This is a genomic window from Propioniciclava sp., assembly GCF_047602245.1.
In the GTDB taxonomy this organism is placed as follows: Bacteria; Actinomycetota; Actinomycetes; order Propionibacteriales; family Propionibacteriaceae; genus Propioniciclava.
In genome coordinates this window covers 412,669-437,336 of the sequence record NZ_JASGHT010000001.1, presented here as the reverse complement: position 1 = coordinate 437,336, position 24,668 = coordinate 412,669, and the positions used below count along the sequence as shown (strand labels likewise).

Here is a 24,668-nt window from a genome sequence, read left to right as displayed (position 1 = left end):
AGAGTAAATCGCTGCACTCGATTTCGAGCGGCCCGCCAGAACATCAGTCCGACTGGGTTTTTATGTAGGCCGTGCGGATTGAGTGAAGCGATTTACTCACGCACGCTTAGCGACGCCATGCACGCTCGGCGTGGAGCCAGGTGCCGCCGACAGGTTCGTTGCGGAGGACTGGGCCGATGAAGGTGTGCATCAGTTCGAGGGCCCGGTCGACGGTGCGGTAGTCGGCACAAGCTGGGACAGGCTTGGCGTCCTTCGCGTAGCGGCGCCCCCAACTGGCTGGCACGGCGAATGATCCGGGTAGCTGGAGATTCCGGACCCGTGCTTCGGCTGTCAACGCTCGTCTGAGCTTGTCGGCGTCCACGTCTTCGGAGACCGCGAGAACGACGAGGTCGACGAGGTCCCATTCGCGGCTGGAGGGCTTGCCGTTGTAGAGGGCGAGGGTGGCGCAGACCTTGTCGGCGATCTGGTCGACGACGGGGTAGACGGAAGTCGTGGCTGATGAGCCTGGGCAGGTTGAGCCCGTTGGCTGGTGGGGTGATGGTGGGCTCGTCGGTGACGATCACGTTCACGACGAGATCGACACCGAGATCGCCGCGCTTGTTGGCGCCGATGTAGACATCGAAGTTGACGTGGTAGCCGACTGCGTAGGTCTGCTGGCCGGCGACGGCGCTGGTGTGCGAGGTGTACTCAAAGCGGAAGAAGTCGCCGAGGTCGATCGCAGCGAGCCGTCTCAACTCGCTGAGGGCGGCGTCGAGCGAGGCGTGCTGTCGGAAGAGGTCGACGTCGGTGGTGGTGCGCGCTGATCCGACGCGTGCGAGAACGCCAGTGCCGCCCTTGAGGAGCCAGGCGGACTCTGCGCCGTCGGCGAAGATGCGGCTGAGGAAGCGGCGGAAGTACTCCTGGCGGATGCGATCTGACACGGAGATCGACGGATCGGCGGCGTAGGCGTTCTTCGCGGCCGCGCTGATCGCTGCCTCAACCCCGGCGGGTGCTGAGTATCCCTGGACTTCCATCTCATCGTCTCCTTCGGTTGGAGTGGTCATCCGGTCGGGTCAGGATGCCCATTCGGTGATGTTCAGTACTTCGGTGAGGTGATCGGCTGTCGCGTCGCGGGCAGCCGAGCTGGCTGCTGACTCCAGGAGTGAACGTACGGCTCCGAGCGTCAGGTCATCCGGCAGCTCAAGCGACGCGAGGTAGCGGCCCGCGACCAGGGCACTCAGGTTCGGGACCGCAGCGATCCTCCGCACAAGACTCGCGATATCGATCCCGGCTGCTTCGCGGAGTTGTGCGAGCAGCGCTTGGCCGTCGCGCTTGGGGTGGCCGTTGCGTTCGGCGAGTGGGGCAAGGAGTTCGATCAGCCGGTCGGTGTCGAGGCGGGACTGGCGTGCGGCGTCGCGTAGCGCGTCGCCGATGTGGCCGAGTTGGACGCGTGCCTCGACCAGGTCTGCGATGGTGCGTTCAACAGTGGTCACCGGTAGCCCGGCGCGGATGGTGACGTCGTCGCTGGTCAGGGTGCGGGTGCGGTACCGGACGTCGAGGCGTTGGGTCTGCTTGCGTACCGGTGTGGTGAACTCGCTGCGCATGGCGCGGAGGTTTCCGATGCCGTGCAGCTGGGCAGCTGACTCGCCGGATACCACTGCGAACCCTGGTCGTTCTGCGGTCCGTTCCCAAGCGAACCGGTCCGGTTCGATAGCCAGCCAGGCGGCCCGCAGTGCCTCGTGTTCGTCACTCGGTGCGCAGGCGTTCTTGTAGACGCCGTGCGCGACCCGGATGAAGTCTCCGGACCCAGTGAGCCGTGACAGCGTCAGATGACTCACGCCGTGCGCAACGGCTTGAGCTGAGGTCACCATTCCCCACTGGGATGCAGTCACCTCCGCCAGGTCTCTGAGTGCGGTTCGCGCATACATACTTAGATTCTATCTTTTAAGAAGATAGATACCAAGATCATTGGTGGTTGATCTCTAACTCGCAGTACCGGTTGGTCGAGTTGGCCCCTGTGGCTGCGGGTCGGTGATGCTCCGCATCGACGGAGCGTAGGCTCCGTGCCCTCGCGCTGGACGTTGTCTTCGGGCGCATGCTGCAACATGCGCGTGGCGAGGGTAAGCAGCGTGCGACGACGGAGCGTAGGCTCCGTCAACGGATGTGGGGCGCTCGGTGACCGTGCAAACCGGCGTGCAATAACGGCGGCGTCTCGGACGGATGCCGGGCGCTTCGAGGGGGCGAACAAAGCAAAACCCCCAGCCAGAGTGATCTGACTGGGGGTTGTACGTGTCCGAGAGAGGACTTGAACCTCCACGCCCTAATACGGGCACTAGCACCTCAAGCTAGCGCGTCTGCCAATTCCGCCACCCGGACAGAGTGTCGGCCGGGTCTCCCCGGCAGCCCGGTAACTATAGCGTGACCGGGCCGTCCGAACCAAAACGGGCGTCATTCGGACCACCCGAGACGTCGTCGAGGGCTGAGGCGATCTCGTGGGGCAGCGTCATGGACTCCGCCTCCAGGTACGGGGCGAGTTGGGACGCCGTCCGCGCACCCAGCAATGGGGCGGTGACCCCGGGGGCGTCCCGCACCCACAGCCAGGCCACCTGCAACGGGGTGACGCCCAGCCCGTCGGCGGCCTTGGCCACCGCTTCGACGACGGCGCGTGACCGGGATTCGAGGTAGGGCTCGACGTACCACTGGAAATGCGGGGCGGCGCCGCGCGATCCGCGTGGGATGCCGGAGCGGTATTTGCCGGTCAGCACGCCGCGCCCCATCGGCGACCAGGGGAAGAAACCCATCTCGAAGTGCCGCACGGCAGGCAGCACCTCGACTTCGGCCCGCCGGGCCAGCAGCGAGTACTCGACCTGGTTGCTGACCAGCCGCGCGCGGCCGGGAAAGGCCGACTGCCAGGTGGCCGCGGCGGCGGTCTGCCAGCCGACGAAGTTCGACACGCCGGCATACCGCACCACTCCGGTCCGGACCGCGTGATCGAGCGCGGCCAGGGTTTCCTCCAGGGGCGCCGAACCCCAGGCGTGCACCTGCCACAGATCGATGTGATCGGTGCGCAGCCGGCGCAGCGAATCGTGTAGGTCGTCCAGCAACGCCCGGCGTGAGGTGTCGACGACCCGGACGCCGTCGCGGAACGTGAATCCCGCCTTGGTGGCGATCACCACGTCGTCGCGGGGGATGTCGGTGCGCAGCAGGCGTCCGAGGATCTGCTCGGCCGCGCCGCGCGCATAAGCGGGCGCGGTGTCGACCAGGTCGCCGCCGGCGTCCACGAACGCGCGCAGCAGGCCGCGCGCCTCGTCCAGGGGCGTGTCCCGCCCCCAGGTCATGGTGCCCAGGCCCGCCCGTGCGACGCTCAGCCCGCTGGAGCCCGCCGTCCGCCGTTGCATGTCGCCGCCGGACGCCTAGAACGGCTGCATGATGCCGACCGCGAGCAGCACGGCGATGATGACGCCGACGATGACGCGGTAGATCACGAACGCGGTGAAGTCGTTGGTGGCCACGAACTTCAGCAGCCACGCGATCGACACGTAGGCGACCACGAACGACACGATGGTGCCGATGATGGCGGCGGTCCAGCCGACACCCGCGGCGACATCGGACGCCGACGACACGGCCTGGTAGCCACCGGCCGCGACCAGGGTGGGAATGCCGAGGAAGAAGCTCATCCGGGTCGCGGTGACCCGGTCGATGCCGAGCAGCAGCGCGCCCGAGATGGTGGCGCCCGAGCGGCTCACGCCGGGCACCAGCGACAGGCACTGGATCAGGCCGAGCTTGGCGCCGTCCACCCAGGTGATCGACTTCTCGCCACGCTCCTGCTTGCCGATCCGGTCGGCGAGGAACATCACGCCGCTCCACAGGATCAGGCCGCCGACCACGAACCACAGACTGCGCAGCGGTCCCTCGATCAGGTCCTTGAGCGCCAGCGCGATCACGGCGGTCACGCCGAAGCCGACGATGATCGCCCAGCCCAGCGCGAAGTCGGGGCCGCGCTTGTCCTTGTTGGCCAGGCCCGCGAACCAGGCGCCGGCGATCCGCACGATGTCGGACCAGAAGTAGACGATGGACGCCAGCATCGCGCCGATCTGGATGATCGCGGTGTAGGCGGTCACCGAGGGATCGTTGATGGGCAGGCCCATCAGGCTTTCCGTCACCGTGAGGTGCCCCGTCGAGCTGATCGGGAGGAACTCCGTCACACCCTCGACGATCCCCAGGATCACCGATTGCCACCACTCCATGCTTTCCAACCTTCCCCGTGTGGAAACCGCCGCCCGTCCGGGCCGCTCGGCCGCACCAGCCTAGTGGCGGTTTCGGCGGTTAGGCTTGCACGTGTGCGGCGCTGGGCCGTGCAGAGCGCCGTAGAGGAGTTTCATGCAGGCCTGGTCGCGCCCCGACATCACCACCTTGACGCCGGATCCGCGGCGTCCGCGCGTGTTCGACACCGCGAGCGGAGCGCTGGTGGAAACGGGTCCGGCCCACGCCGGCGCCGCGCGCCTGTACGTGTGCGGCATCACGCCCTACGACGCGACGCACCTGGGTCACGCGAACACCTATGTGACCTTCGATCTGCTCAACCGGGTCTGGCGCGACGCCGGCCTGGAGGTGCACTACACGCAGAACGTCACCGACGTGGACGACCCGCTGCTGGAGCGCGCCAACGCCACCGGCGCCGACTGGCGCGCGTTGGCTGCCGACCAGACCCAGCTGTTCCGCACCGACATGGAGGCGCTGCGGGTGCTCCCGCCCGACCACTACGTGGGCGCGGTCGAGTCGATCCCGCTGGTGCTGGCCCTGATCGAGCGGCTGCGCGCGACCGGCCTGATCTACCAGGTCGAGGACGCCGACTACCCCGACTGGTACTTCGCGTGCAGCGAGGCGCCCGAGTTCGGCGAGGTGTCCCACCTCGACCGCGCGGCTGCCCTGGTGATCTTCGGCGAGCGCGGCGGCGACCCCGACCGTCCGGGCAAGCGGGACGCCCTCGACTGCCTGGTCTGGCGGATGGCCCGCGAGGGCGAGCCGAGCTGGCCGTCGCCGCTGGGGCAGGGGCGTCCGGGCTGGCACATCGAATGCACCGCGATCGCCCTGGAGTATCTCGGCGAGTCTTTCGACGTGCAGGGCGGTGGGTCCGACCTGGTGTTCCCGCATCACGAGATGTGCGCCGCCGAGGCGCGTGCCGCCACCGGGGCGCCGTTCGCGCGCGCCTACCTGCACGCGGGCATGGTCGGCTACCAGGGCGAGAAGATGAGCAAGTCGAAGGGCAATCTGGTCTTCGTCTCCCGGCTTCGCGCCGAGGGGGTCGATCCGATGGCGATCCGGCTGGCTCTGCTCGCGCACCACTACCGCTCCGACTGGGAGTACACCGACGCCGATCTCGACCGCGCCCGTACGCGGCTCGCCGCCTGGCGTGATGTCGCGAACCGTGGGCTGGGGACGCCGGCCGACAGCACTGTGCGTGCGCTCCGCGACGCGCTCCGCGACGACCTGGACGCCCCCGCCGCGCTGGCCCTGGTGGACGCCTGGGTGACGGCCTCGGCGACCGCGGGCGCGGGCGATGCGGCGTCCGTCGCGGAGGTCGTGGCCGCCGTGGACGCGCTGCTCGGCGTCCGGCTGTGACCCCGTAGAGTGGGACCACGTGAAGACGTTCGAGGATCTGTTCGCTGAGCTGAGCCACAAGGCCGCTACCCGCCCCGAGAACTCGGGAACCGTGCGCGAACTGGACGCCGGCGTCCATTTCATCGGCAAGAAGATTGTCGAGGAGGCCGCCGAGGTGTGGATGGCCGCCGAATACCAGACCGACGCGGAGGCGTCCGAAGAGATCAGCCAGCTGCTGTACCACCTGCAGGTGCTGATGATCGCCAAGGGCCTCACGCTCGACGACGTCTACCGCTACCTGTGAAAGGCACCACTGTGACCGACCGTCTGCTGCGCATCGCCGTCCCCAACAAGGGTTCGTTGTCGGAGGCGACGCACGCGATGCTGACCGAGGCCGGCTACAAGCAGCGCTCCGATTCCAAGGACCTGGTCCTGATCGACGAGGCCAACGGTGTCGAGTTCTACTACCTGCGCCCGCGCGACATCGCGGTGTACGTGGGGGAGCGCACCCTCGATCTGGGCTTCACCGGCCGCGACATGCTGCTCGACTCGGGCGCGGCGGCCACCGAGGTGCTCGCGCTCGGCTTCGCCGGCACCAAGTTCCGCTTCGCCGCCCCCGGTGCGGCGTCCTGGACGGCGGCCGACCTGGACGGCAAGCGCATCGCCACCTCCTACCCGGGCCTGCTCGGCGCCTGGCTCGCCGAGCGCGGCATCAACGCCCGCCTGATCAAGCTGGACGGCGCGGTCGAGACCTCCGTGCGCCTGGGCGTCGCGGACGCGATCGCCGACGTGGTCGAGACGGGCTCGACCCTGAAGCGGGCCGGCCTGGAGATGTTCGGCGAGGCGATCCTGGTCTCGGAGGCGATCCTGATCCAGCCGACCGGCGTGGAGCGCGCCGACGGGGTCGATCTGCTGCTGCGCCGGCTCAGCGGCGTGCTGACCGCCCGCAACTACCGGATGATCGAATACAACGTGTCGTCGGACAACCTCAAGGCCGCGACCGCGATCACGCCCGGCATCGACAGCCCGACCGTGTCCCCGCTCACCCGCGAGGGCTGGCTGGCGGTGCGCGCGATGATCCCGGCGAAGGAAGCCCCGGTGATCATGGACGAGCTGTGGGAGGTCGGCGCCGAAGGCATCCTCGTGACGGACATCACCGCATGCCGGCTGTGAACCACACCTGGGAGGCGCAGGCGCATCCGCACCTGCTGCGGCGCCAGGCGTCCGTGTGGACGATCGTGCTCGGGGGCGGTGCGGTGTTCGGCTGGTTCGCGCTGCCGGCGAACGTCCGGGTGTTGTTCACCGAACTCCAGGTCGCGACGTTGGCCTTCTTCGTGCTGGTGATGCTGTCGATCGTCTGGTCGCTGGCGCTCGGCTACGTGAAGGCGGGCCCGGACGGCCTGCTGTTCCGCAACGGGCTCCGTACCCGCCATCTGCCCTGGTCGGAGGTCGTCGGCGTCCGCTACAACCGGGCCGACCACTGGGCGTTCGTCGAACTCAGCGACGACTCGGACCGTCCGCTGTTGGGCATCCAGCGCTCCGACGGCCCGCTGGCCGATGAGATGTTCGCCCAGCTGGATGCGGTGGTCACCAAGTACGCCGGACGCTGAGCGCGCCGCTCAGGAGCGGTGCGCCGACGCGAGCACCTGCTCGAGCGTCATGAGCGCCTCCGGCTCGGAGGCGACCGAGCGGCCCACGATCACGCTGGGACGGCCGGCGGTCTCGCCGGGGATGTCGGCGACCGCCACGTAGACGTATTCGGCGTCGTAGCCCTCGCCGACGACGCCGTGCATGCACCATCCCGGCACGCCCGCGACGACCGCGGCGCCTGAGTCGGGATCATCGTCCGATGACGCACCGGTATCGGCCAGGACCGCCTCCCACACCGTGCGCGCGACCGTCTGTGGGTCATCGGTCTCCGCAGGGCCGGCGCCGAGGCTGACCACCACCAGCCCGCCGGGCCCGGCCATGGTCTGTCCGCAGTGCATCCAGGGCGCGCGTTCGCCCCGCGCCCGCCAGCCGTCGGCCGGCAGATCGACGGCCAGGCCGGCGTCCGCGAGCCGCGCCGAGTCGGCCGTGCCATCACACGGATGCGCGGAGGACTCCGGGTCGGGACGCACCGAGATCTTCGCGGGCGCAGCCCCGGAGGCGGCGACGCTGGGGCGGATGCCCTCGGCGGCGTCCGTACTGCGCCCGGTGGTCCCGCGCGCGCTCGAGGCGGACCGGGCCGAGTCGATCGCCGAACGCAGCGCCGGCCCGAGCGCGGCGGCGGCGACCACCAGCACCACGGTGACCACCACCACGGCGATGCTCCGCGGACGCGGCCGTCCCGAGGCCTCGGAGGAGGTCGGCGGGGCGACGGAGTCCGCGGCGTCCCTGGTGCGCCCGGTCCACTGGTGGCCGTCCCACCAGCGTTCGCGCCGGGGTGTGCCGTCGGGATCCGGGTACCAGCCTGGCTGGGACATCACACCTCCTATCGTCCGCCTGCTCGCTTCGCGCTCAGTCCGCATGGCTGCCGTCCATGGTAGGTGGGCTCACGGATGGCTCGCGGCCCCGGACGCCGGACGTCCGGGCGCCACGCGACGAGCCGAAGATGGAACTGGCGCGCGATCCGCGTCCTGGCGGGTACTCTGTGCGCCATGTCGCGTAGCCACACCATGCCGATGCAGGCCCTCGGGTTCTCCGGGAACACCTGCTGCATGTGTCGCCGCGCGGGCGCCTGTCGCTGTCGGTGACCCCAGCCGTCCGCCCCGCCGGTGGATGAGCGGTCCCGGCGAACGCCGTCGACCGGCTCCCCATCCCACCTTGAACCGGCTGGCACGCAGCCGTGCCCAGTCATCGCACCCTCGGCTTCGCGCAGGAAGCCTCGTTCCGCCTCTCTCGACGAAGGATCATTCCCATGAAACTCAACCGCATCGTTCCCGCCGTCCTGGCCGCCGCCGTCCTCGCCCTGACCGCGTGCTCCTCGCCGTCGGGCACCGGCGCCACGCCGACGCCCGGCGACGCGCTCGCCGACCTGAAGAAGGCCGGCGTGCTCAAGGTCGGCACCGAGGGCACCTACTCGCCCTTCACCTACCACGACCCGAAGACCAACGAGCTCACCGGCTACGACGTCGAGGTGACCAAGGCGGTCGCCGAGAAGCTCGGCGTCAAGGCCGAGTTCTCCGAGACCAAGTGGGACTCGATCTTCCCGGCGCTGGAGGCCAAGCGGTTCGACGTGATCGCCAACCAGGTCGGCATCAACGCCGAACGCACCGCCAAGTACGACCTGTCGGATCCGTACACCGTCTCCTACCCGGTCGTCGTGGTACGCGCCGACAACACCGGCATCACCACGCTTGCCGACGTGAAGGGCCACACCTCGGGCCAGACCGCCACCTCGAACTGGGCCGACTTCGCCCGCAAGGCCGGCGCCGAGATCGTGCCCGCGGAGGGCTTCACCGAGACGGTGGCGCTGATCCGCGACGGACGCGTCGACCTCACCTTCAACGACAACCTGGCCGTGCTGGAGTACTTCAAGTCGACCGGCGACACCTCGGTGAAGGTCGCCTTCGAGCAGAAGGATCAAAAGCTTGAGATGGCCTTCGCGCTGCGCAAGGACTCCGGCCTCGTCGAGGGCATCAACGGCGCGCTGAAGGAGTTGGCCGCTGACGGCACCCTCGCCAAGCTCGGCGAGAAGTACTTCGGCCAGGACGTCTCCAAGTAGCGGACGCCTGCACGCGAGAGGGGTGTGTCGATGGAATCGGACGTCTGGGAGTTGCTGCTGAACTCGGTCGGTCCGCTGCTGATGGGCGCGGTGGTCGGGACGATTCCCCTGACCATCTTGTCCTTCATCTTCGGATTGGCGATCGCCCTGGTGGTCGCCCTGGGCCGGATGTCGCTGAACAAGGTGGTCTCCGGCATCGCGGCGGCGTACATCTCGCTGATCCGGGGCACGCCCCTGCTTGTGCAGTTGTTCATCATCTTCTACGCGCTGCCGATGCTGGGGATCGTCATCGATCCCTACCCCTCAGCGGTGATCGCCTTCTCGCTGAACGTCGGCGGCTACGGCGCCGAGGCGATCCGGGCGTCCATCCTGGCGATCCCGGTCGGGCAGTGGGAGGCCGCGCGCACGGTCGGCATGGGCTACACGCTGACCCTGCGCCGGGTGATCCTGCCGCAGGCGATGCGGGTGGCCGTGCCGCCGCTGTCGAACACGTTCATCTCGCTGGTCAAGGACACCTCGCTGGCGTCCTCGATCATGGTCACCGAACTGCTGCGCCGCGCTCAGGAGATCGCGGCACCGTCGTACCAGTTCCTGGCCCTGTATTCGCTGGCCGCGGTCATCTATTGGCTGATCTGCTCGGTGCTGTCGTTCGGGCAGGAGCGTCTGGAGCGCTATCTCAGCCGTTACGTTTCGGTCTGAGGGGGAGGACACCATGAGTCTGACGAGTCTGGTTGAGGTGCGCGGCGTGCGGAAGGCGTTCGGCGACCACGTTGTGCTGAAGGACGTCAACCTCGATGTGGAGCAAGGATCGGTGACGGTGCTGATCGGCCCGTCCGGGTCGGGCAAGACGACGCTGTTGCGCTGCCTCAACGGCCTGGAGTTGCCGGACGCCGGCACCGTCCGGGTCGACGACGTCACCGTCGACTACGCCACGAAACCGTCGCGCGACCAGCGCAAACAGTTGGCCGCCCAGTCGGGGATGGTGTTTCAGGCCCATCACCTGTTCCCGCACCGGACGGCGCTGGAGAACATCATCGAGGGCCCCGTCTACGTGCAGAAGGAGCCGGTGGAGCAGGCGAAGGCCCGTGGCCTGGCGCTGCTGGCCCAGGTGGGGCTGGCCGAGAAGGCGGACGCCTATCCGTCGCAGCTGTCCGGTGGCCAGCAGCAGCGGGTCGGGATCGCCCGCGCGCTGGCGTTGCGCCCCAAGCTGATGCTGTTCGACGAGCCCACCTCGGCGCTCGACCCCGAGACGGTCGGTGACGTGCTGGTGGTCATGCGCGACCTGGCCCGGCAGGGCTGGACGATGGTGGTGGTCACCCATGAGATCCGGTTCGCCGAACAGGTCGCCGACCATGTCGCCTTCCTCGACGGCGGCGTCATCGTCGAAGAGGGACCGCCGTCGGCGGTGCTCGCGCACCCGTCCGAGCCGCGCACGCGCCGCTTCCTGCGCCGGGTGCTCGACCCGCTCGGCGAGGGCCGGGAGGACCTGTCGTGACCGACGGTTTCGCGACCCGCGCCGTCCACGTCGGCCAGGATCCCGACCCGGTCACTGGTGCGGTCGTTCCGCCGCTCACCTTGGCGACCACCTTCGTGATGGACGCCGCGGGCACCCCGCGCGCCGGCTACGACTACGCCCGCTCCGGGACGCCCGGGCGAACGTCGTTCGAATCGGCGCTGGCCTCGCTCGAGGGCGGCGCCGCCGCGCTCGCCTTCCCCTCAGGACTGTCCGCCGAGGACACGCTGCTGCGCGTGCTGACCCGGGCCGGGGACGCGGTGGTGTTCGGCGGCGACGTCTACGGCGGCACCTTCCGGTTGCTGACCGCCGCGCTCGCCCACGACGGACGCCGCGGCGTCCCCGTCGACGCGGCCGACCTGGCCGCGACCGCCGCCGTGATCGAGGCCGAGCGCCCGGTCGTGGTGTGGGTGGAGACCCCGTCGAACCCGCTGCTGCAGATCGCCGACCTGGCCGGTCTCGCGTCCGCCGCCCATGCGGTGGGTGCGCTGCTGGTGGTGGACAACACGTTCGCCTCGCCCGCCCTGCAGCGTCCGCTTGAGTTCGGTGCCGATGTGGTGGTGCATTCGACGACCAAGCTGATCGGCGGCCACTCCGACATGACCGGAGGCGCCGTCGTCACCGCGTCCGGTGCCGTGCTGTCCGCGCGCCGGACCGGTGCGGGCGGCGGCACCTCGGTGATCGACGAGGTCGGCTGGCTGCGCAACGCCGTCGGCGCCGTGCCTGGGCCGTTCGACGTCTGGCTGGCCGCCCGCGGCCTGAAGACCTTGCGGCTACGGGCGATGCACGCCAGCGCCTCGGCGCTGCGGTTGGCCGAGCACTTCGCCGCGCGGGCGGCGTCCGGTGCCCGAGACGTCGTCGAGGTGATCTATCCGGGCCTGGCCGCTCACCCGGGTCACGCGCTCGCCACTCGGCAGATGGACGCCTATGGCACCGTCGTCTCGCTGCGCTGCGCGAGTCCCGAGTTGGCGCGGGCGGTCTGCGAACGCACCCGGTTGTTCGCGCTCGCGGTCTCCCTCGGCGCGGTCGAGTCGCTCATCGAACACCCGGCGTCAATGACCCACGCCACCAAGAAGGACTCACCCCAAGCCGTCGCGGACGAGATCATCCGCCTCTCGATCGGCCTGGAGGACGTCGAGGACCTGATCGCCGACCTCGAACAGGCCTTCGCCTGACCCACGCTCCGCTGCTGGTGAATCAGTTGATGCCGCGTTTGCGGAGCAGATCGGCGATCTCGTCGAACTCGGAGTCGTCGGCCGGGGCCTGCTTCGGGGTGGGAGCCGGCGCAGGCGCCGACGGGCGCGCCGGGACGGCCGCGGGGCGTCCGCCCTTCGCGGGGGTGGCCGCCTTGGGCTTCTTGTCCTTGCCGGACGCCTTGAGCGCCTTGCGGTCGGCGCGCGACTCCGAAGGGATCAGCCGGCTGCCGAAGATCAGCAGCGCACCGAGGCCCCCCATCACGATGCCCACCCAGACGATCGGGGTGAGGGTGAGCGTGCCCCACCAGATCCGCAGCGTGGTGATCGCGCCGGCGACGGCGGGGGCCAGGCCGACCAGGTAGATCGCCATCGGGATCATCGTCAGCCCGATCCACCAGAACACCGTCTTGACCTGCGCGCTCTTCCAGATCAGGGCCGTGATCACCACGCCGACGACAGTCAGGACGGCGGCGATGATCAGGTGGAGGGCATTGGGATCCATGGGGCAAGCGTAGTGGTCGTCCGCCGCGCCGGTTTGGGTGGAATCCCTGGTCGATGGGACGGTGGAGCCATGAAGACCCTCCGAGCGCCCAACGCCGCCTTCGCCGGCGACCACGGCCAGGCCGATCCCGCGCTGCGGGCGTTGCTCGCCGAGGCCTACGCCGGTGGCACCCACTACGCCCAGGCGATCGCCGCGCTGTGCACGGCACGGCTGCTGCTGCCGATCGTCGCGACCGGCGACGAGCACGGCGACGGTCCCGACCCGAACCGGCACGCCGAGATGGCGGCCGTCCTGGTCACCTCGGACGCCGGCGCCACGGCCGTCCCGGTGTTCACCGGGATCGACTCGATGCAGGCCTGGAAGCCGGAGGCCCGCCCGGTTCCCTGCACCCTCGACGATGTCGCCGCAACCGTCATCGAGACCACCTCGCAGGCGATCCTGATCGACCTGCCCGGCCCGCACCCGCTCGTGATCGAATTGGGCATCGTCGAAGAGCTCGCCCAGGGCCACCGGCTTGTCGAGCTTCCCGACGGCGGCTTCGGCTGGATGTACCTCGACCGCGGTTGATTGGAGCCGGAGGCGTCCGTTCGGCTATGATGGACGAGTTCGACCACCCGCGAGGGTGCGTCCGCAGCAAGTGGAGTGGCCAAGCTCCCACCCGCATCGGTTCCGCCGAACGGGTCCAGGTGCCCCCGATCCCGGGGTGAGCGCCGACGGCTTGGGCCTCCGCATATGAGCGGGGGCCTTTCGTGTCGGTCGGGCCACACCACGGATATCTGGAGGAACCCATCAGCACTGAACCGCGCATCAACGAGCGCATCCATGCGAACGAAGTCCGGCTCGTCGGCCCCAACGGCGAGCAGGTCGGCATCGTGCGCATCGAGGATGCCCTGCGGCTGGCCCGCGAGGCAGACCTCGATCTCGTGGAGGTGGCTGCGCAGGCCCGCCCGCCGGTCGCGAAGCTCATGGACTACGGCAAGTTCAAGTACGAGTCCGCGCAGAAGGCGCGTGAGAGCCGCCGCAACCAGGCCAACACCGTCATCAAAGAGATGAAGCTGCGGCCGAAGATCGACGCCCACGACTACGAGACGAAGAAGGGCCACGTGGTCCGCTTCCTCCGTGGCGGAGACAAGGTCAAGATCACCATCATGTTCCGTGGCCGCGAGCAGAGCCGCCCCGAGCTGGGCTTCAACCTACTCAAGCGTCTCGCCGACGACGTGGCCGAGGACGGCACCATCGAGTCGCAGCCCCGCCAGGACGGCCGCAACATGCTGATGGTGCTCGCGCCGACCCGCAAGAAGGCCGAGGCCCGCGAGCAGGAGAAGGCCGCCAAGGCCGCCAAGGCGTCCCAGCGCCAGGCGGACGCCGAAGCCGAGGCTCGCGAGCAGGCCGAGATGCGTGCCGCCCACCAGGCCAGCCCGCCGCCCAAGAAGCGCCGCGGTCCGGCCGACAATCTCGATCCCGATATCGACCTGTAAGCACCGGGCGTCCGCCCGACGAACGCGAGTTCACGAAAGAAGGAGACCGGCGACATGCCGAAGATGAAGACGCACTCTGGTGCCAAGAAGCGTTTCCGGGTCACCGGCAGCGGCAAGATCATGCGCCGTCAGGCCGGCAAGATGCACCTCAACGAGCACAAGCCGACCAAGCGCACCCGCCGTCTTGACGGCGACGTCGTGCTCAGCCCCGCGGACACCAAGACCGCGCGCAGGCTGCTGGGCAAGTGACCCGCCCCCGGAACATTCGTTAGAAACAAGGAGAATCGATCATGGCTCGCGTCAAGCGCGCAGTGAACGCGGCGAAGAAGCGCCGCGAGGTGCTGGAGCAGGCTTCCGGCTACCGGGGGCAGCGGTCCCGCCTCTACCGCAAGGCGAAGGAGCAGATGCTCCACTCGGCGACCTACAGCTACGCCCACCGCAAGGACAAGAAGGGCGACTTCCGTTCGCTGTGGATCCAGCGCATCAACGCCGCGGCTCGCGCCAACGGCATGACGTACAACCGATTTATCTCGGGCCTCAAGGCCGCCGGCGTTGAGGTCGACCGCAAGATCCTGGCTGACCTGGCTGTCACCGACGAGAACGCGTTCGCCGCGCTCGTCGAGCTGGCCAAGGCCAACCAGCCTGCGGCCGCCTGAGAGACTCAATGCTGCGCGGCAGCTTCCGGTGAAAGCGCCGGGAGCTGCCGCGTTGGCGTCCGTGGTGTGACAGGGTGAGGATGATCCGAGAACAGGGATGGAGACCATGACCGACGACCGCATCGAATTCGACGAGCCGAGCCAGGCAATCCTCAGGGATGCGCGCAAGCTGCTGCGCCGCAAGGAGCGGAAGGCTGCCGGTGAGTTCCTGGTGGAGGGACGCCAGGCCGTGCGTGAGGCCCTCCGGGCGCCCGGCGTGGTGAAGTGGCTGTTCGTGCAGTGGTCCGCCGCCCGCGACAACAAGGATCTGGTCGACCTGGCCCGCGCCGAAGGCGTCCCTGTGTACGCGGTCAGCGAGCAGAACCTCGGCACCCTGTGCGACACCGTCACCCCGCAGGGGCTCGTCGCGGTCGCGCGCAACGTCGATGTGGCTCTCGGCGAGGTGCTGCACCCCGAGCGCGAGCGCGTGGTGCCGGACGCCGAGAAGAAGCACCGCCGCCGCGATGTCGGCCTGGTGGTGATCTGCGCGCAGATCCGTGACCCCGGCAATGCCGGCACCGTGATCCGGTGCGCGGACGCCATGGGTGCCGACGCCGTGATCCTGTCGAGCGACTCGGTGGACGTCTACAATCCCAAGACGGTCCGTTCGACCGTGGGCAGCCTGTTCCATCTGCCGATCGTCATCGACGTCGAGGTGGACGACGCGATCGCCGCTTGCCGCGAAGCGGGCATGCAGGTGTTCGCGACCGACGCCGACGCCGGCACCGACCTCACCGACCTGGACGCCGAGCTCGAGCGTCCCACCGCGTGGGTGATGGGCAACGAGGCGTGGGGCCTGCCCCTGGAGCATCTGACCCTGGCCGACAAGACGGTCGCCGTGCCGATCTACGGCCACGCCGAGTCCCTCAACCTGGCCGCCGCCGCCGCGATCTGTCTGTACGCCTCGGCGTCCGCCCAGCGCGCGCACGAGCACTGAGCTTCGCGCGCGGCGCACCACAACCCCAGAGAGCTTGTGAATCGACAAGGAGAGCCCATGCCCGGGCCGCACGACACCCATGACTCGAGCCCGGCCGATCCGTTGAGCGCGGCGAGACTGGACGCCCTCGTGGCGGACGCCCTGGCGGCGTTCGCGGCGGCGTCCACGCTCGCCGAACTCAAGGACGCCCGCCTGGCGCACGCCGGCGACCGCTCGCCGATCGCCCTGGCCAACCGTTCGATCGGCGCCCTGGCGCCCGCCGAGCGCAAGGACGCCGGCCAGCGCATCGGCGCCGCCCGTGGTGCCATCAACCGCGCCCTGGCCGCCCGCGAGATCGAGGTCGAACAGGCCGAGCTGGAGCGCACGCTCGCGGCCGAGGCCATCGACGTCACCCTGCCGGCCGCGTTGGCGCCGCAGGGCGCGATCCACCCGATCCGCGGCCTGATCGACCTGATGAGCGACGTGTTCGTCGCGATGGGCTGGGAGGTCGCCGAGGGTCCCGAGGTCGAAGCCGAATGGCTCAACTTCGACGCGCTCAACATCGGCGCCGACCATCCGGCGCGCGGCGAGTCCGACACGCTGTTCGTCGAGCCGGTCGAGGCGCACCGGGTACTGCGCACGCACACCTCGCCGGTGCAGCTGCGCTCGCTGCTCGACCGCGAACTGCCCGTCTACGTGGTCTGCCCGGGCAAGGTGTACCGGGCCGATGAGTTCGACGCCACCCATGTGCCGGTGTTCCATCAGATCGAGGGATTGGCCGTCGACAAGGGCATCACCATGGCGCACCTGAAGGGCACCCTCGACCACCTGGCCCGCACCATGTTCGGCGATGTGCGGACGCGGTTCCGCCCCAACTACTTCCCGTTCACCGAGCCGTCGGCCGAGATGGATCTCGAATGCTTCGTGTGCAAGGGATCCTCGGTGGGCAACCCGGAGGCGCCCTGCCGCACCTGCCGCAGCGAGGGCTGGATCGAGTGGGGCGGCTGCGGCGTGGTCAACCCGCGCGTGCTGCGCGCCGCCGGCATCGACCCGGACGTCTACTCGGGCTTCGCGTTCGGCATGGGCATCGAGCGGACCCTGATGTTCCGCAACGGTGCCGCCGACATGCGCGACATGGTCGAGGGTGACATCCGGTTCAGCCGTTCGTTGAAGGGAGTGGCGCGATGAGGGCGCCCAAGCGTTGGATCGAGGAGTACGCGGCACTGCCCGCCGGGCTGAGTGGCCGTGAGCTGGCCGACGTGCTCGTGTCGGCGGGTCTGGAGGTCGAGGCGGTGGATTCCGTCGGCGGTGACATCTCCGGGCCGGTGGTGATCGGCCGCGTGGTCGGCTTCGTCGAGGAGCCGCAGAAGAACGGCAAGACCATTCGCTGGTGCCATGTCGACGTCGGCGCCGACCATGCTCCCGAGAAGGCTCCGGGGCCGCTGGTGAAGGGCGATGTTGTCGCGGAACTGCCGGGTGGCTACTGGCCACGCGGCGTCATCTGTGGCGCGTTGAACTTCGTGCCCGGCGATCATGTGGTGGTCGCGCTGCCGGGCTCGGTGCTGCCCGGTGGGTTCGGGATCGGCTCGCGCAAGACCTACGGGCACATCTCCGACGGGATGATCTGCGCCGAGGACGAACTCGGTCTCGGTGAGGACCATGCCGGCATCATGGTGCTCGGCGACGCCGACGACTCCGGGCGCGCCCGGCTGCTCGGCGAGCCGGCGCTGCCGGCTCTGGGCGTGCTGGACGAGGTGCTCGATATGCCGATCACCTCCGACATGGGCTACTGCCTGTCGATTCGCGGTCTCGCCCGCGAGGCGGCGCAGGCGTTGGGGGTTGCCTTCACCGATCCGGTGGCGCTGGCGACGCCTGCGTCGGTCGCCGACGGCTACCCGGTGCGGATCGAATCCGATGAGTGCCGGCTGTTCGTGGCGCTGACCGTGTCGGGTCTGGACGCCACCCGTCCCACCCCGCGCTGGATGGCGACCCGGCTCGCGGCGTCCGGCATGCGCTCGATCAACCTGCCGGTCGACGTCTCCAACTACGTGATGCTCGAGACCGGCCAGCCCAACCACTGCTACGACGCGGACGCACTCAGCGGTGCGATCGTGGTGCGGACGGCGCGCGCGGGGGAGCGGTTGGTCACGCTGGACGGCGCCGATCGTGCGCTCGATGTGGCCGACCTGGTCATCGCCGACGACTCCGGGCCGATCGGTCTGGCGGGCGTGATGGGCGGGGAGTCCAGTGAACTGTCCACCTCCTCGACGCGGGTCGTGATCGAGGCGGCGTCGTTCGATCCCGTCGCCGTCGCGCGGATGTCGCGCCGGCACAAGCTGAGCAGTGAGGCGTCCAAGCGCTTCGAGCGCTACGTCGACCCGGGTGCGGCCTACTCGGCGGCCCGGCGGGTGGCCGACCTGCTCATCGAGCTGGGCGGTGGCGTTCTGGAGACGGCCGAGACCGTCGCCGGGTTCGTGCCCGCGATGCCCGCCCAGACCATCGACGTCACCCTGCCCGAGCGCGTCCTCGGCATGCCTGCGCCGGCCGACCGTGTGGTGTCGATCCTGGAGGCGTCCGGGGTGTCGGTCGTGCGTACCGGCGACACCTTGGAGCTCGTGCCGCCGTCGTGGCGCCACGACCTGGTCGACCCGTACGACTACGTCGAAGAGGTCGGCATCAAGATCGGCCTGGAGCACCTGCCCTCGGTGGTGCCCGCCGCCCCGGCCGGACGCGGATTGTCCCGAAGCCAGGTCGTGCACCGGGCTCTGGGCGCCGCCGTGGCGCGTGCCGGATTCGTGGAAGTGTTGTGCTTCCCGTGGGGTTCCGAGGCGGACGCCGACGCGCTCGGCCTGGACGCCGGCGATCCCCGCCGCCGGGCCGTGCGGCTGGCGAACCCGCTGGCCGACACCGCTCCATTGCTGCGTACCACCCTGCTGCCCGGACTGTTCGGTGCTGTCGCCCGCAACCGCTCGCGCGGCCAGGACGATCTCGCACTGTTCGAAGTCGGGCGGGTGTTCTTCTCCTCCGGTGACGAGGTGACGCCGCTGCCTGGGATGGGGGGGCGTCCCTCGGATGCCGACCTGGACGCGATCGCGGCCACCCTGCCCGTGCAGCCCACCCACCTCGGTGCGGTGCTCACCGGCGAATGGCGTCCCCAAGGCTGGGACGGCCCCGCCGTCCAGGCCGGCTGGGAACAAGCCTTCGGGCTCGTCGAGACCATCGCCGACGCCTGCGGCGTCCGGATCGAACGGCGTGCCGCCCAGCAGGCTCCCTGGCATCCCGGACGCTGCGCGGCCCTGGTCGTCGATGGCGCCGTGATCGGCCATGCCGGCGAACTGCACCCGCGCGTCATCAAGGCGTTCGGGTTGCCGGCGCGCTCCGCCGCGGTCGAACTCGACCAGGACGCCTTGATCGCGGCCGGTGGGGCTGCTGGTGTCATCGTCCCGGTGTCCGGCCATCCGGTCGCCAAGGAAGACGTGGCGCTGGTCGTCGACGAATCCGTTCCGGCGGCCGATCTGCAGGCGGCGTTGGCCGTCGGCGGGGGAGACCTGCTCGAATCCGTGCGACTGTTCGACATCTACCGCGGTGCTCCGGTTCCCGAAGGGAAGAAGTCGGTCGCCTTCGCGCTGCGCTTCCGGGCGTCCGATCGCACCCTGACGGACGCCGAGATCGCGGCCGCTCGTGAGGCGGCGGTGGCGAAGGCGTCCGCGTTGGGCGCTGAACTGCGAGGTTGAGCTTCGTCTTTTCTCCGGTCTCTCCGGCCCGGGTTTGGTTTCGTTCCGGCCGGGTCGGGGAGAGCGATTCGGGCGCGCTGTGGTGGCGTTGGGCATGGTGGTGCGGGAGTCCTCGCTTGGGCTTTTGAAAGATAGGCGCCCGCATCGCTCTCCCCGACCCGGCCTTTTCGGTGCGGATGGTCTCGGGTGCGCTCTGGTGGCCTTGGTCGTGGTGTTGTATCAACACGCGCGGCTCGTGCTCCTTGTTAGCGGGACGACAGCCGGTTGTCCCCCGCGACAGGAGGAGACCATGAGAGTACCCGTCGAGAAGGTGCCGTGGGATGTGCGGCGACGCGCAGCACGCGCTGTGGCCGCGATGACCCAGGAGCATCTGTTCCCGCGACTGGACAGGGATGATCCCGAACCACGGTTCGGGCCGGAGGCGGTGCCTGTGTACCGCCCAGACCTGGACGAGGTAGCTTACTGGGAGTTCGAGCTGGAGAACCTGACCACGGCGCTCCCGCTGCCCGAGGGCGAAGCGAAGGAGTTCGATCGCGGCTTCATCGTGGTGTCCACCGGACGCCACGACGTCCCGGTGCCGCACGTCAGCCTCGATCTCGCGCCGCCGAGCCGCCAACTGGAAGCGCAGGTCGGCGCCTACGCGCGCCTGGTCAAAGTGGACTCGCTCTGCTACGTCGCTGAGGACGACCACGGTGAACTCTTGGCCCATCTCGGCACTCTGCCTCCCCGGCTGGTCGGGATGCCGTCCGAACTGCCACGACGCCTGCCGATCGGTCAGCAGACCGCCGACCCCACCGACGGCGAGGACCGTGACGAGATGGAGCCGTCGCGCATCCGGCGTTCGCGAACCAAGCGTGTCGTGGAGTTCGCGGATTGGGGGTCCTGGGCCGACCTTCGTCAGGGCTATGCCGAGTGCTACGGCCTGCATTTGCGCTTGCTGGCCGAGCGAGCCAGCGAGCCGTGGGAGGCCGAAGACTTGACGGAGAAGTTCGGAGAGGGCATCCATTCCGGCGACTCGCTGACCGTGTACCTGCTCGATGAGGGCGAGTTCGAGGTGCGAGGACCCGGCGCTGACTACGTGATCGCTGAACTGAACCCACAGCCGTTGCCGCCCAAGCTGGTGCTGCGACCGAAGGCCGACACCCGCGTCAAGGACACCAGCTTCGAGGTGGTGCTCCATTACGGACATGCGTCCGAGATCCTGAGCTACTTCATCGTCCCTGAAGGCGCCCCGACCACGGTCGAGCCGGTCGCCAGCAAGCTGGGACCAACATTCGGAGGTGCAGGGCGATGACCTGGAACTACTTCTGGGCTGGCAACAGCGGCGATCAGCCTCGCTATCACCAGTTTTCCTACCGGAACTGCGCGGTCGGCTGCGGCCCGGTCGCCTGGGCGATCCTCATCGGCTGGGCCGACCGTCAGGCGGCGTTCGGCAATGCCTACTGGGCTGGGCGGTGGGGGCTCTATCGAGAGAACGGTGGGCGCGGAGCGGACGCGGTGGCCCCGATCCATCAGGATGACGGCGTCAAGAACATGATCGTGGAGATCCACCACGGCGTCGGGACGTTCTGTCTCGCTGGCCAGGGCGCGACGACTCCCTGGGGGATGGGTGGTGTGGCGTCCTATCTGAACGGTCGCACCGGAGCCCGGGCCGTGACGCACTACAACGTGCTGGGCATCCACGAGACCCGGTTGGCCAATGACGCGGCCAGCTCGATCGCCTACCGGCGCACGCCCGCGGTGATCGGCACGGGTTGGTTCAGCCACTACCCGGTGGCTTGGGGATACGCCTGGCAGCGCCGGATCGTCCGCAAGTCGATCCTCTGGTTCGAATGGACCGAGACGGTCACCGATACCGCCTTCTACGTCAACCAGGGCTGGGGTGGCGGAGGACACGGCCAGTGGATCGACGCGGGCACCTGGTTTGCCGGAGAACTGTATCCGTGACGGCAAGAGGCGGGTGCCGGGCTTGCTCCGGCACCCGCCTTTCTTGTCTGGCTCGGCGCCGGGTGATCCTGCATGATGCAGTGATATCATTGCAACATGACGGCCATCACGATTCGCCGGCTTCCCGAGTCGGCCAAGCAGAAGCTCCGCATGCGGGCGGCGGCGCACGGGCGCTCGATGGAGGCCGAAGCGCGCGACATTCTCGTCTCGGAGCTCGAGCGCCCGCAGGGCGTCGACCTGTCGTGGGTGCAGCAGTTGATCGAGCTGGGTGAAGAGGTCGGCGGGGTCGAGCTGGATATCGCTCCGCGCGATGAGGCGCGGATGGTTGAGCTGTGATCGTTCTCGACACCAATGTCGTGTCGGAGTTGTTGCGGGGCCCCGAGGCTGATCCGCGTGTGGTGGCGTGGCTGTCCAGCCTGGGGGAGCGTCCGGTGACCACCGTCCTGACCAGGGCGGAGATCCTGTCGGGCGTCGCCTTGCTGCCGCCGGGGGCCCGCCGCGAGCGTCTTGAGATGGGCGTCAGGAAGATCCTGACCCAGTTGGGCGTCTGTCTGCCGCTCACCGATGAGGCGGCCGACCACTATGCCGAGATCGTGGCGCTCCGGCGCACGAGCGGACGTCCGGTGTCCGGCTTCGATGCGCTGATCGCCGCCATCTGCCGGACGGCGTCCGCGACGCTGGCCACCCGGAACACGAAGGACTTCGTCGGCGTGGGCGTCGACCTCGTCGATCCCTGGGGCGAGCCGGCGTCATGCCGGTGACCGACGTGACCCTGACGCGGGGACCTCGACCTGGCTCGTTCTGGTCGGGATCCGCTCCCCGGTAGGCTGGCCCGAGTGAAGCTGACCGATCTCGTCGAGGGCGATGACCCTGATTCCCTCTACGACGCGTTCACGTCGTGGGCGAGCAAGGACGGGCTGGAGCTGTACCCGCATCAGGACGAGGCGATCCTCGAGGTGCTGTCGGGCGCGAACGTCATCGTGACCACGCCGACGGGGTCGGGTAAGTCGCTGATCGCGACCGGCGCGCATCTGGCGGCCTGGGCGTCCGGCGGGCGTACCTACTACACCGCCCCGATCAAAGCCCTGGTCAGCGAGAAGTTCTTTGCGCTCGTCGACACGTTCGGCGCTGACCAGGTGGGCATGGTCACCGGCGACGCGGCGGTCAACTCCGACGCCCCGATCATCTGCTGCACCGCCGAGATCCTGGCCAATATCGCCTTGCGCGAGGGCAGGGACGCCGAGGTCACCCAGGTGGTGATGGACGAGTTCCACTTCATCGCCGACCGCGACCGCGGCTGGGCCTGGCAGGTGCCGCTGATCGAACTCCCGCAGGCGCAGTTCATCATCATGTCGGCCACCCTGGGCGACACCACCAGGCTGGTGAAGACCCTCGAATCCAGCACCGGACGCCCCACCGCGGTGATCGCGGACGCCGTCCGCCCGGTGCCGTTGTCCTACCGCTGGTCGCTGGATCCCGTGCACGAGACGATCGCCGAGATCATCCAGACCGGGCAGGCCCCGGTCTACGTCGTGCACGCCACCCAGGCGGCCGCGGTCGAACGGGCGCAGGCGCTGCTCAGCCAGGGCATCGTGGACGCCTCGCGCCGCAAGCAGATCTCCGAGGCGTTGCGCGGCTTCGCCTTCACCTCCGGCTTCGGCAAGACCCTGGAGAAGCTGCTGCTGGCCGGCTTGGCCGTCCATCACGCCGGCATGCTGCCGCGCTACCGCCGCCTGGTCGAGACCCTCGCGCAGCGCGGCCTGCTCGCGGTGGTGTGCGGCACCGACACCCTCGGCGTCGGTATCAACCTGCCGATCCGCACCGTGCTGTTCAATGCGCTGACCAAGTTCGACGGACGCCGCAGCCGGGTGATGCGCAGCCGCGAGTTCCACCAGATCGCCGGGCGCGCGGGCCGGGCCGGCTTCGACACCATCGGCTATGTGGTCGCCCAGGCGCCCGAGCACGAGGTCGAGAACGCGCGCATCGCGGCCAAGTTCGCGGGCGATCCGAAAAAGCTGCGCAGCGTGCGCCGCAAGAAGCCGCCCGAGGGCTTCGTCAATTACACCGAGGCCACCTACACCAAGCTGATCGAGTCCACTCCTGAAGAGTTGCACGCCCGGATGCGGATCACGCACGCCATGCTGCTCAACCTGTTGCAGCGCGACGAGGACACCGGCGCCGCGGTGGTCCGGCTCGTCGATTCGGCCACCCATGAGCGCAAGGTCCGCGGGGCGATGCTGCGCCGCGCCGCGCAGATCGGGCGCTCCCTGGTTCGGGCCGGCGTGGTCACCCGGCTGACCGAGCCGACTCCGGGCGGACGCCGGTACGCGCTCGCCGTGGACCTGCAGGACGACTTCGCCCTCAACCAGCCGCTCAGCGCCTTCGCCGTCAACGTGATCGAAACTCTCGACCCCGAGGCGCCCGACTATGCGCTCGATGTGGTCAGCGTCATCGAGGCGACGCTGGAGAACCCGATGACGCTGCTGCTCGCGCAGCAGTTCCGGGCACGCGGCGAGGCCGTCGCCGAGATGAAGGCCGACGGTCTCGACTACGACGAGCGGGTGGAGGCGCTGGACGAGATCACCTGGCCGCAGCCGCTGGCCGACCTTCTCGACGACGCCTGGACGGCCCAGTCGGCCACCCATCCGTGGCTGGTCGAGACGCCGGTCTCGCCGAAGGCGATCGTTCGCGATATGTACGCCCAGGGCATGACTTTCGGCGAATATGTGGCTCACTACAAGGTGCAACGCTCCGAGGGCCTGTTGCTGCGCTACCTGTCGGACGCCTGGCGGGCCCTGCGGCAGACGGTGCCGGAGGCGTCCCGCACCGAGGAACTCGCCGATCTGATCGCCTGGCTCGGCCAGGTGACCCGCATGGTCGACTCCTCGTTGCTCGACGAGTGGGAGAAGCTGGCCGGCCTCACCGGTGAGACCCCCACCGGCCACCTCGACGACGCGCCCCCGCCGCCGGCCCGTCCGGTCACCGGCAATGAGCGCGCCTTCCGCGTGCTGGTCCGCAACGCGCTGTGGCGCCGGGTCGAGCTGATGGCCGACGACGACGTGGACGCCCTCGCCTCGCTCGAATCGGGCCAGGTGGTGATGACCCGGGCGCGCTGGGACGAGGCGCTGGGGGAGTACTGGGACGAGCACGACGAGATCCTCACCGACGCCGACGCGCGCGGCCCCGGCCTGTTCTCGGTGACTGCCAAGGGCCGGATCTGGGAGGTGCGCCAGGGAATCGCCGATCCCGAAGGCAATCGTGACTGGGTGCTGGACGCCTTCGTCGACCTGGACGCCTGCGACGAGGCCGGCGAGCTGGTGCTGCGCACGATGTGGTTCGGACGTCTCGACTGACCGTGGAGCGGGACGCTTTTGCTCATGATTGGGTTGCCTAAGTCGTTT

At 69.2% G+C, this 24,668-nt stretch carries 26 protein-coding genes, 1 tRNA gene and 1 pseudogene; 20 read left to right on the top strand and 8 right to left on the bottom strand.

Annotated elements, in window-relative coordinates; all coding sequences use genetic code 11:
* Positions 1-106: 106 nt before the first annotated feature.
* The 6 genes and pseudogenes from QM708_RS02080 to QM708_RS02055 all read right to left on the bottom strand — a co-directional run bounded on the left by QM708_RS02080 (position 107) and on the right by QM708_RS02055 (position 4,226).
* Positions 107-463, bottom strand: a complete 357-nt coding sequence (locus QM708_RS02080; protein ID WP_415111226.1) for a hypothetical protein — start codon at positions 461-463, stop codon at positions 107-109.
* 127 nt (positions 464-590) lie between these two features.
* A pseudogene (locus tag QM708_RS02075) lies at positions 591-1,013 on the bottom strand (nucleotidyl transferase AbiEii/AbiGii toxin family protein); the annotation flags it as partial.
* Positions 1,014-1,052: 39 nt separating this feature from the next.
* Positions 1,053-1,907: a type IV toxin-antitoxin system AbiEi family antitoxin domain-containing protein gene (locus QM708_RS02070; RefSeq protein ID WP_415103912.1), complete on the bottom strand. Its 855-nt coding sequence runs from the start codon at positions 1,905-1,907 to the stop codon at positions 1,053-1,055.
* Positions 1,908-2,269: 362 nt separating this feature from the next.
* Positions 2,270-2,355: transfer RNA gene (locus QM708_RS02065), tRNA-Leu, on the bottom strand.
* A gap of 35 nt (positions 2,356-2,390) precedes the next feature.
* Positions 2,391-3,377: an aldo/keto reductase gene (locus tag QM708_RS02060; protein WP_415103910.1), complete on the bottom strand. Its 987-nt coding sequence runs from the start codon at positions 3,375-3,377 to the stop codon at positions 2,391-2,393.
* Between the two features lie 15 nt (positions 3,378-3,392).
* Entirely contained in the window at positions 3,393-4,226 is an 834-nt protein-coding gene (locus QM708_RS02055; protein WP_415103908.1) for an undecaprenyl-diphosphate phosphatase, read from the bottom strand.
* A 133-nt stretch (positions 4,227-4,359) separates the two neighbouring features.
* On the opposite strand from QM708_RS02055, the gene mshC reads away from it, so the two are divergent.
* Genes mshC through QM708_RS02035 form a run of 4 tightly spaced genes read left to right on the top strand, consistent with a single transcriptional unit; the run spans position 4,360 to position 7,190 of the window.
* Positions 4,360-5,601, top strand: coding sequence for a cysteine--1-D-myo-inosityl 2-amino-2-deoxy-alpha-D-glucopyranoside ligase (mshC, locus tag QM708_RS02050; protein WP_415103907.1), 1,242 nt, complete (start codon positions 4,360-4,362; stop codon positions 5,599-5,601).
* A gap of 19 nt (positions 5,602-5,620) precedes the next feature.
* Positions 5,621-5,884 carry a phosphoribosyl-ATP diphosphatase gene (locus tag QM708_RS02045; RefSeq protein WP_415103905.1) on the top strand — a complete coding sequence of 88 codons (264 nt, stop codon included), beginning with the start codon at positions 5,621-5,623 and terminating at the stop codon, positions 5,882-5,884.
* A 23-nt stretch (positions 5,885-5,907) separates the two neighbouring features.
* A complete protein-coding gene (gene hisG / locus QM708_RS02040; protein WP_415111223.1) occupies positions 5,908-6,753 on the top strand; it encodes an ATP phosphoribosyltransferase in 846 nt (281 codons plus the stop codon).
* Positions 6,741-7,190, top strand: a complete 450-nt coding sequence (locus tag QM708_RS02035; RefSeq protein ID WP_415103903.1) for a PH domain-containing protein — start codon at positions 6,741-6,743, stop codon at positions 7,188-7,190. The genes hisG and QM708_RS02035 overlap by 13 nt, the downstream gene beginning before the upstream one ends.
* Before the next feature lie 9 nt (positions 7,191-7,199).
* Here the strand turns inward: QM708_RS02035 and QM708_RS02030 are convergent, their stop codons facing one another.
* Positions 7,200-8,045, bottom strand: a complete 846-nt coding sequence (locus QM708_RS02030; RefSeq protein ID WP_415103901.1) for a DUF2510 domain-containing protein — start codon at positions 8,043-8,045, stop codon at positions 7,200-7,202.
* A gap of 434 nt (positions 8,046-8,479) precedes the next feature.
* Between QM708_RS02030 and QM708_RS02025 the strand changes: the two genes are divergently transcribed.
* From QM708_RS02025 to QM708_RS02010, 4 genes are read left to right on the top strand one after another with little or no spacing between them, the layout of a single operon-like run.
* Complete coding sequence (locus QM708_RS02025) at positions 8,480-9,286, top strand: amino acid ABC transporter substrate-binding protein (RefSeq protein ID WP_415103899.1); 807 nt, start codon at positions 8,480-8,482, stop codon at positions 9,284-9,286.
* 30 nt (positions 9,287-9,316) lie between these two features.
* Complete coding sequence (locus QM708_RS02020) at positions 9,317-9,985, top strand: amino acid ABC transporter permease (protein ID WP_415103897.1); 669 nt, start codon at positions 9,317-9,319, stop codon at positions 9,983-9,985.
* A 13-nt stretch (positions 9,986-9,998) separates the two neighbouring features.
* Positions 9,999-10,781 carry an amino acid ABC transporter ATP-binding protein gene (locus QM708_RS02015; protein WP_415103895.1) on the top strand — a complete coding sequence of 261 codons (783 nt, stop codon included), beginning with the start codon at positions 9,999-10,001 and terminating at the stop codon, positions 10,779-10,781.
* Positions 10,778-11,974 (top strand): aminotransferase class I/II-fold pyridoxal phosphate-dependent enzyme, encoded by a 1,197-nt coding sequence (locus tag QM708_RS02010; RefSeq protein ID WP_415103893.1) that lies wholly within the window; start codon positions 10,778-10,780, stop codon positions 11,972-11,974. Before QM708_RS02015 ends, QM708_RS02010 begins: the two co-directional genes overlap by 4 nt.
* Positions 11,975-11,996: 22 nt before the next feature.
* Here QM708_RS02010 and QM708_RS02005 read toward each other — a convergent pair whose 3' ends face one another.
* Positions 11,997-12,497 carry a hypothetical protein gene (locus QM708_RS02005; protein ID WP_415103891.1) on the bottom strand — a complete coding sequence of 167 codons (501 nt, stop codon included), beginning with the start codon at positions 12,495-12,497 and terminating at the stop codon, positions 11,997-11,999.
* A 69-nt stretch (positions 12,498-12,566) separates the two neighbouring features.
* Between QM708_RS02005 and QM708_RS02000 the strand changes: the two genes are divergently transcribed.
* The 12 genes from QM708_RS02000 (at position 12,567) to QM708_RS01945 (ending at position 24,620) form a co-directional block, all read left to right on the top strand.
* The gene (locus QM708_RS02000) at positions 12,567-13,064 is read left to right on the top strand and encodes an SseB family protein (RefSeq protein ID WP_415103889.1); all 498 of its coding nucleotides are present in this window, start codon (positions 12,567-12,569) and stop codon (positions 13,062-13,064) included.
* A gap of 182 nt (positions 13,065-13,246) precedes the next feature.
* A complete protein-coding gene (gene infC, locus QM708_RS01995) occupies positions 13,247-13,975 on the top strand; it encodes a translation initiation factor IF-3 (protein WP_415103887.1) in 729 nt (242 codons plus the stop codon).
* A 54-nt stretch (positions 13,976-14,029) separates the two neighbouring features.
* Positions 14,030-14,224, top strand: coding sequence for a 50S ribosomal protein L35 (gene rpmI, locus QM708_RS01990; protein ID WP_415103885.1), 195 nt, complete (start codon positions 14,030-14,032; stop codon positions 14,222-14,224).
* 41 nt (positions 14,225-14,265) lie between these two features.
* Positions 14,266-14,631 carry a 50S ribosomal protein L20 gene (gene rplT / locus QM708_RS01985; RefSeq protein WP_415103883.1) on the top strand — a complete coding sequence of 122 codons (366 nt, stop codon included), beginning with the start codon at positions 14,266-14,268 and terminating at the stop codon, positions 14,629-14,631.
* A 97-nt stretch (positions 14,632-14,728) separates the two neighbouring features.
* Entirely contained in the window at positions 14,729-15,607 is an 879-nt protein-coding gene (locus tag QM708_RS01980) for a TrmH family RNA methyltransferase (protein ID WP_415103881.1), read from the top strand.
* A 57-nt stretch (positions 15,608-15,664) separates the two neighbouring features.
* Positions 15,665-16,774: a phenylalanine--tRNA ligase subunit alpha gene (gene pheS, locus QM708_RS01975; protein WP_415103879.1), complete on the top strand. Its 1,110-nt coding sequence runs from the start codon at positions 15,665-15,667 to the stop codon at positions 16,772-16,774.
* Entirely contained in the window at positions 16,771-19,320 is a 2,550-nt protein-coding gene (gene pheT / locus QM708_RS01970; RefSeq protein ID WP_415103877.1) for a phenylalanine--tRNA ligase subunit beta, read from the top strand. The genes pheS and pheT overlap by 4 nt, the downstream gene beginning before the upstream one ends.
* Positions 19,321-19,609: 289 nt before the next feature.
* Positions 19,610-20,614: a hypothetical protein gene (locus QM708_RS01965; RefSeq protein WP_415103875.1), complete on the top strand. Its 1,005-nt coding sequence runs from the start codon at positions 19,610-19,612 to the stop codon at positions 20,612-20,614.
* Positions 20,611-21,267 (top strand): hypothetical protein, encoded by a 657-nt coding sequence (locus tag QM708_RS01960; RefSeq protein ID WP_415103873.1) that lies wholly within the window; start codon positions 20,611-20,613, stop codon positions 21,265-21,267. Before QM708_RS01965 ends, QM708_RS01960 begins: the two co-directional genes overlap by 4 nt.
* Before the next feature lie 96 nt (positions 21,268-21,363).
* Complete coding sequence (locus QM708_RS01955) at positions 21,364-21,603, top strand: FitA-like ribbon-helix-helix domain-containing protein (protein ID WP_415103871.1); 240 nt, start codon at positions 21,364-21,366, stop codon at positions 21,601-21,603.
* Positions 21,600-22,028, top strand: coding sequence for a type II toxin-antitoxin system VapC family toxin (locus QM708_RS01950; protein WP_415103869.1), 429 nt, complete (start codon positions 21,600-21,602; stop codon positions 22,026-22,028). Before QM708_RS01955 ends, QM708_RS01950 begins: the two co-directional genes overlap by 4 nt.
* A gap of 75 nt (positions 22,029-22,103) precedes the next feature.
* Positions 22,104-24,620 carry a DEAD/DEAH box helicase gene (locus tag QM708_RS01945; protein WP_415103867.1) on the top strand — a complete coding sequence of 839 codons (2,517 nt, stop codon included), beginning with the start codon at positions 22,104-22,106 and terminating at the stop codon, positions 24,618-24,620.
* Positions 24,621-24,668 lie beyond the last annotated feature (48 nt).

Excerpts from the sequence above, each read along its gene's own strand:
- QM708_RS02070 (WP_415103912.1), bottom strand. The coding sequence starts at position 1,907 with ATGTATGCGCGAACCGCACTCAGAGACCTGGCGGAGGTGACTGCATCC.
- QM708_RS02060 (WP_415103910.1), bottom strand. The coding sequence starts at position 3,377 with ATGCAACGGCGGACGGCGGGCTCCAGCGGGCTGAGCGTCGCACGGGCG.
- QM708_RS02055 (WP_415103908.1), bottom strand. The coding sequence starts at position 4,226 with ATGGAGTGGTGGCAATCGGTGATCCTGGGGATCGTCGAGGGTGTGACG.
- mshC (WP_415103907.1), top strand. The coding sequence starts at position 4,360 with ATGCAGGCCTGGTCGCGCCCCGACATCACCACCTTGACGCCGGATCCG.
- QM708_RS02035 (WP_415103903.1), top strand. The coding sequence starts at position 6,741 with ATGCCGGCTGTGAACCACACCTGGGAGGCGCAGGCGCATCCGCACCTG.
- QM708_RS02030 (WP_415103901.1), bottom strand. The coding sequence starts at position 8,045 with ATGTCCCAGCCAGGCTGGTACCCGGATCCCGACGGCACACCCCGGCGC.
- QM708_RS02025 (WP_415103899.1), top strand. The coding sequence starts at position 8,480 with ATGAAACTCAACCGCATCGTTCCCGCCGTCCTGGCCGCCGCCGTCCTC.
- QM708_RS02020 (WP_415103897.1), top strand. The coding sequence starts at position 9,317 with ATGGAATCGGACGTCTGGGAGTTGCTGCTGAACTCGGTCGGTCCGCTG.
- QM708_RS02015 (WP_415103895.1), top strand. The coding sequence starts at position 9,999 with ATGAGTCTGACGAGTCTGGTTGAGGTGCGCGGCGTGCGGAAGGCGTTC.
- QM708_RS02005 (WP_415103891.1), bottom strand. The coding sequence starts at position 12,497 with ATGGATCCCAATGCCCTCCACCTGATCATCGCCGCCGTCCTGACTGTC.
- QM708_RS02000 (WP_415103889.1), top strand. The coding sequence starts at position 12,567 with ATGAAGACCCTCCGAGCGCCCAACGCCGCCTTCGCCGGCGACCACGGC.
- rpmI (WP_415103885.1), top strand. The coding sequence starts at position 14,030 with ATGCCGAAGATGAAGACGCACTCTGGTGCCAAGAAGCGTTTCCGGGTC.
- rplT (WP_415103883.1), top strand. The coding sequence starts at position 14,266 with ATGGCTCGCGTCAAGCGCGCAGTGAACGCGGCGAAGAAGCGCCGCGAG.
- QM708_RS01980 (WP_415103881.1), top strand. The coding sequence starts at position 14,729 with ATGGAGACCATGACCGACGACCGCATCGAATTCGACGAGCCGAGCCAG.
- pheS (WP_415103879.1), top strand. The coding sequence starts at position 15,665 with ATGCCCGGGCCGCACGACACCCATGACTCGAGCCCGGCCGATCCGTTG.
- pheT (WP_415103877.1), top strand. The coding sequence starts at position 16,771 with ATGAGGGCGCCCAAGCGTTGGATCGAGGAGTACGCGGCACTGCCCGCC.
- QM708_RS01965 (WP_415103875.1), top strand. The coding sequence starts at position 19,610 with ATGAGAGTACCCGTCGAGAAGGTGCCGTGGGATGTGCGGCGACGCGCA.
- QM708_RS01960 (WP_415103873.1), top strand. The coding sequence starts at position 20,611 with ATGACCTGGAACTACTTCTGGGCTGGCAACAGCGGCGATCAGCCTCGC.
- QM708_RS01955 (WP_415103871.1), top strand. The coding sequence starts at position 21,364 with ATGACGGCCATCACGATTCGCCGGCTTCCCGAGTCGGCCAAGCAGAAG.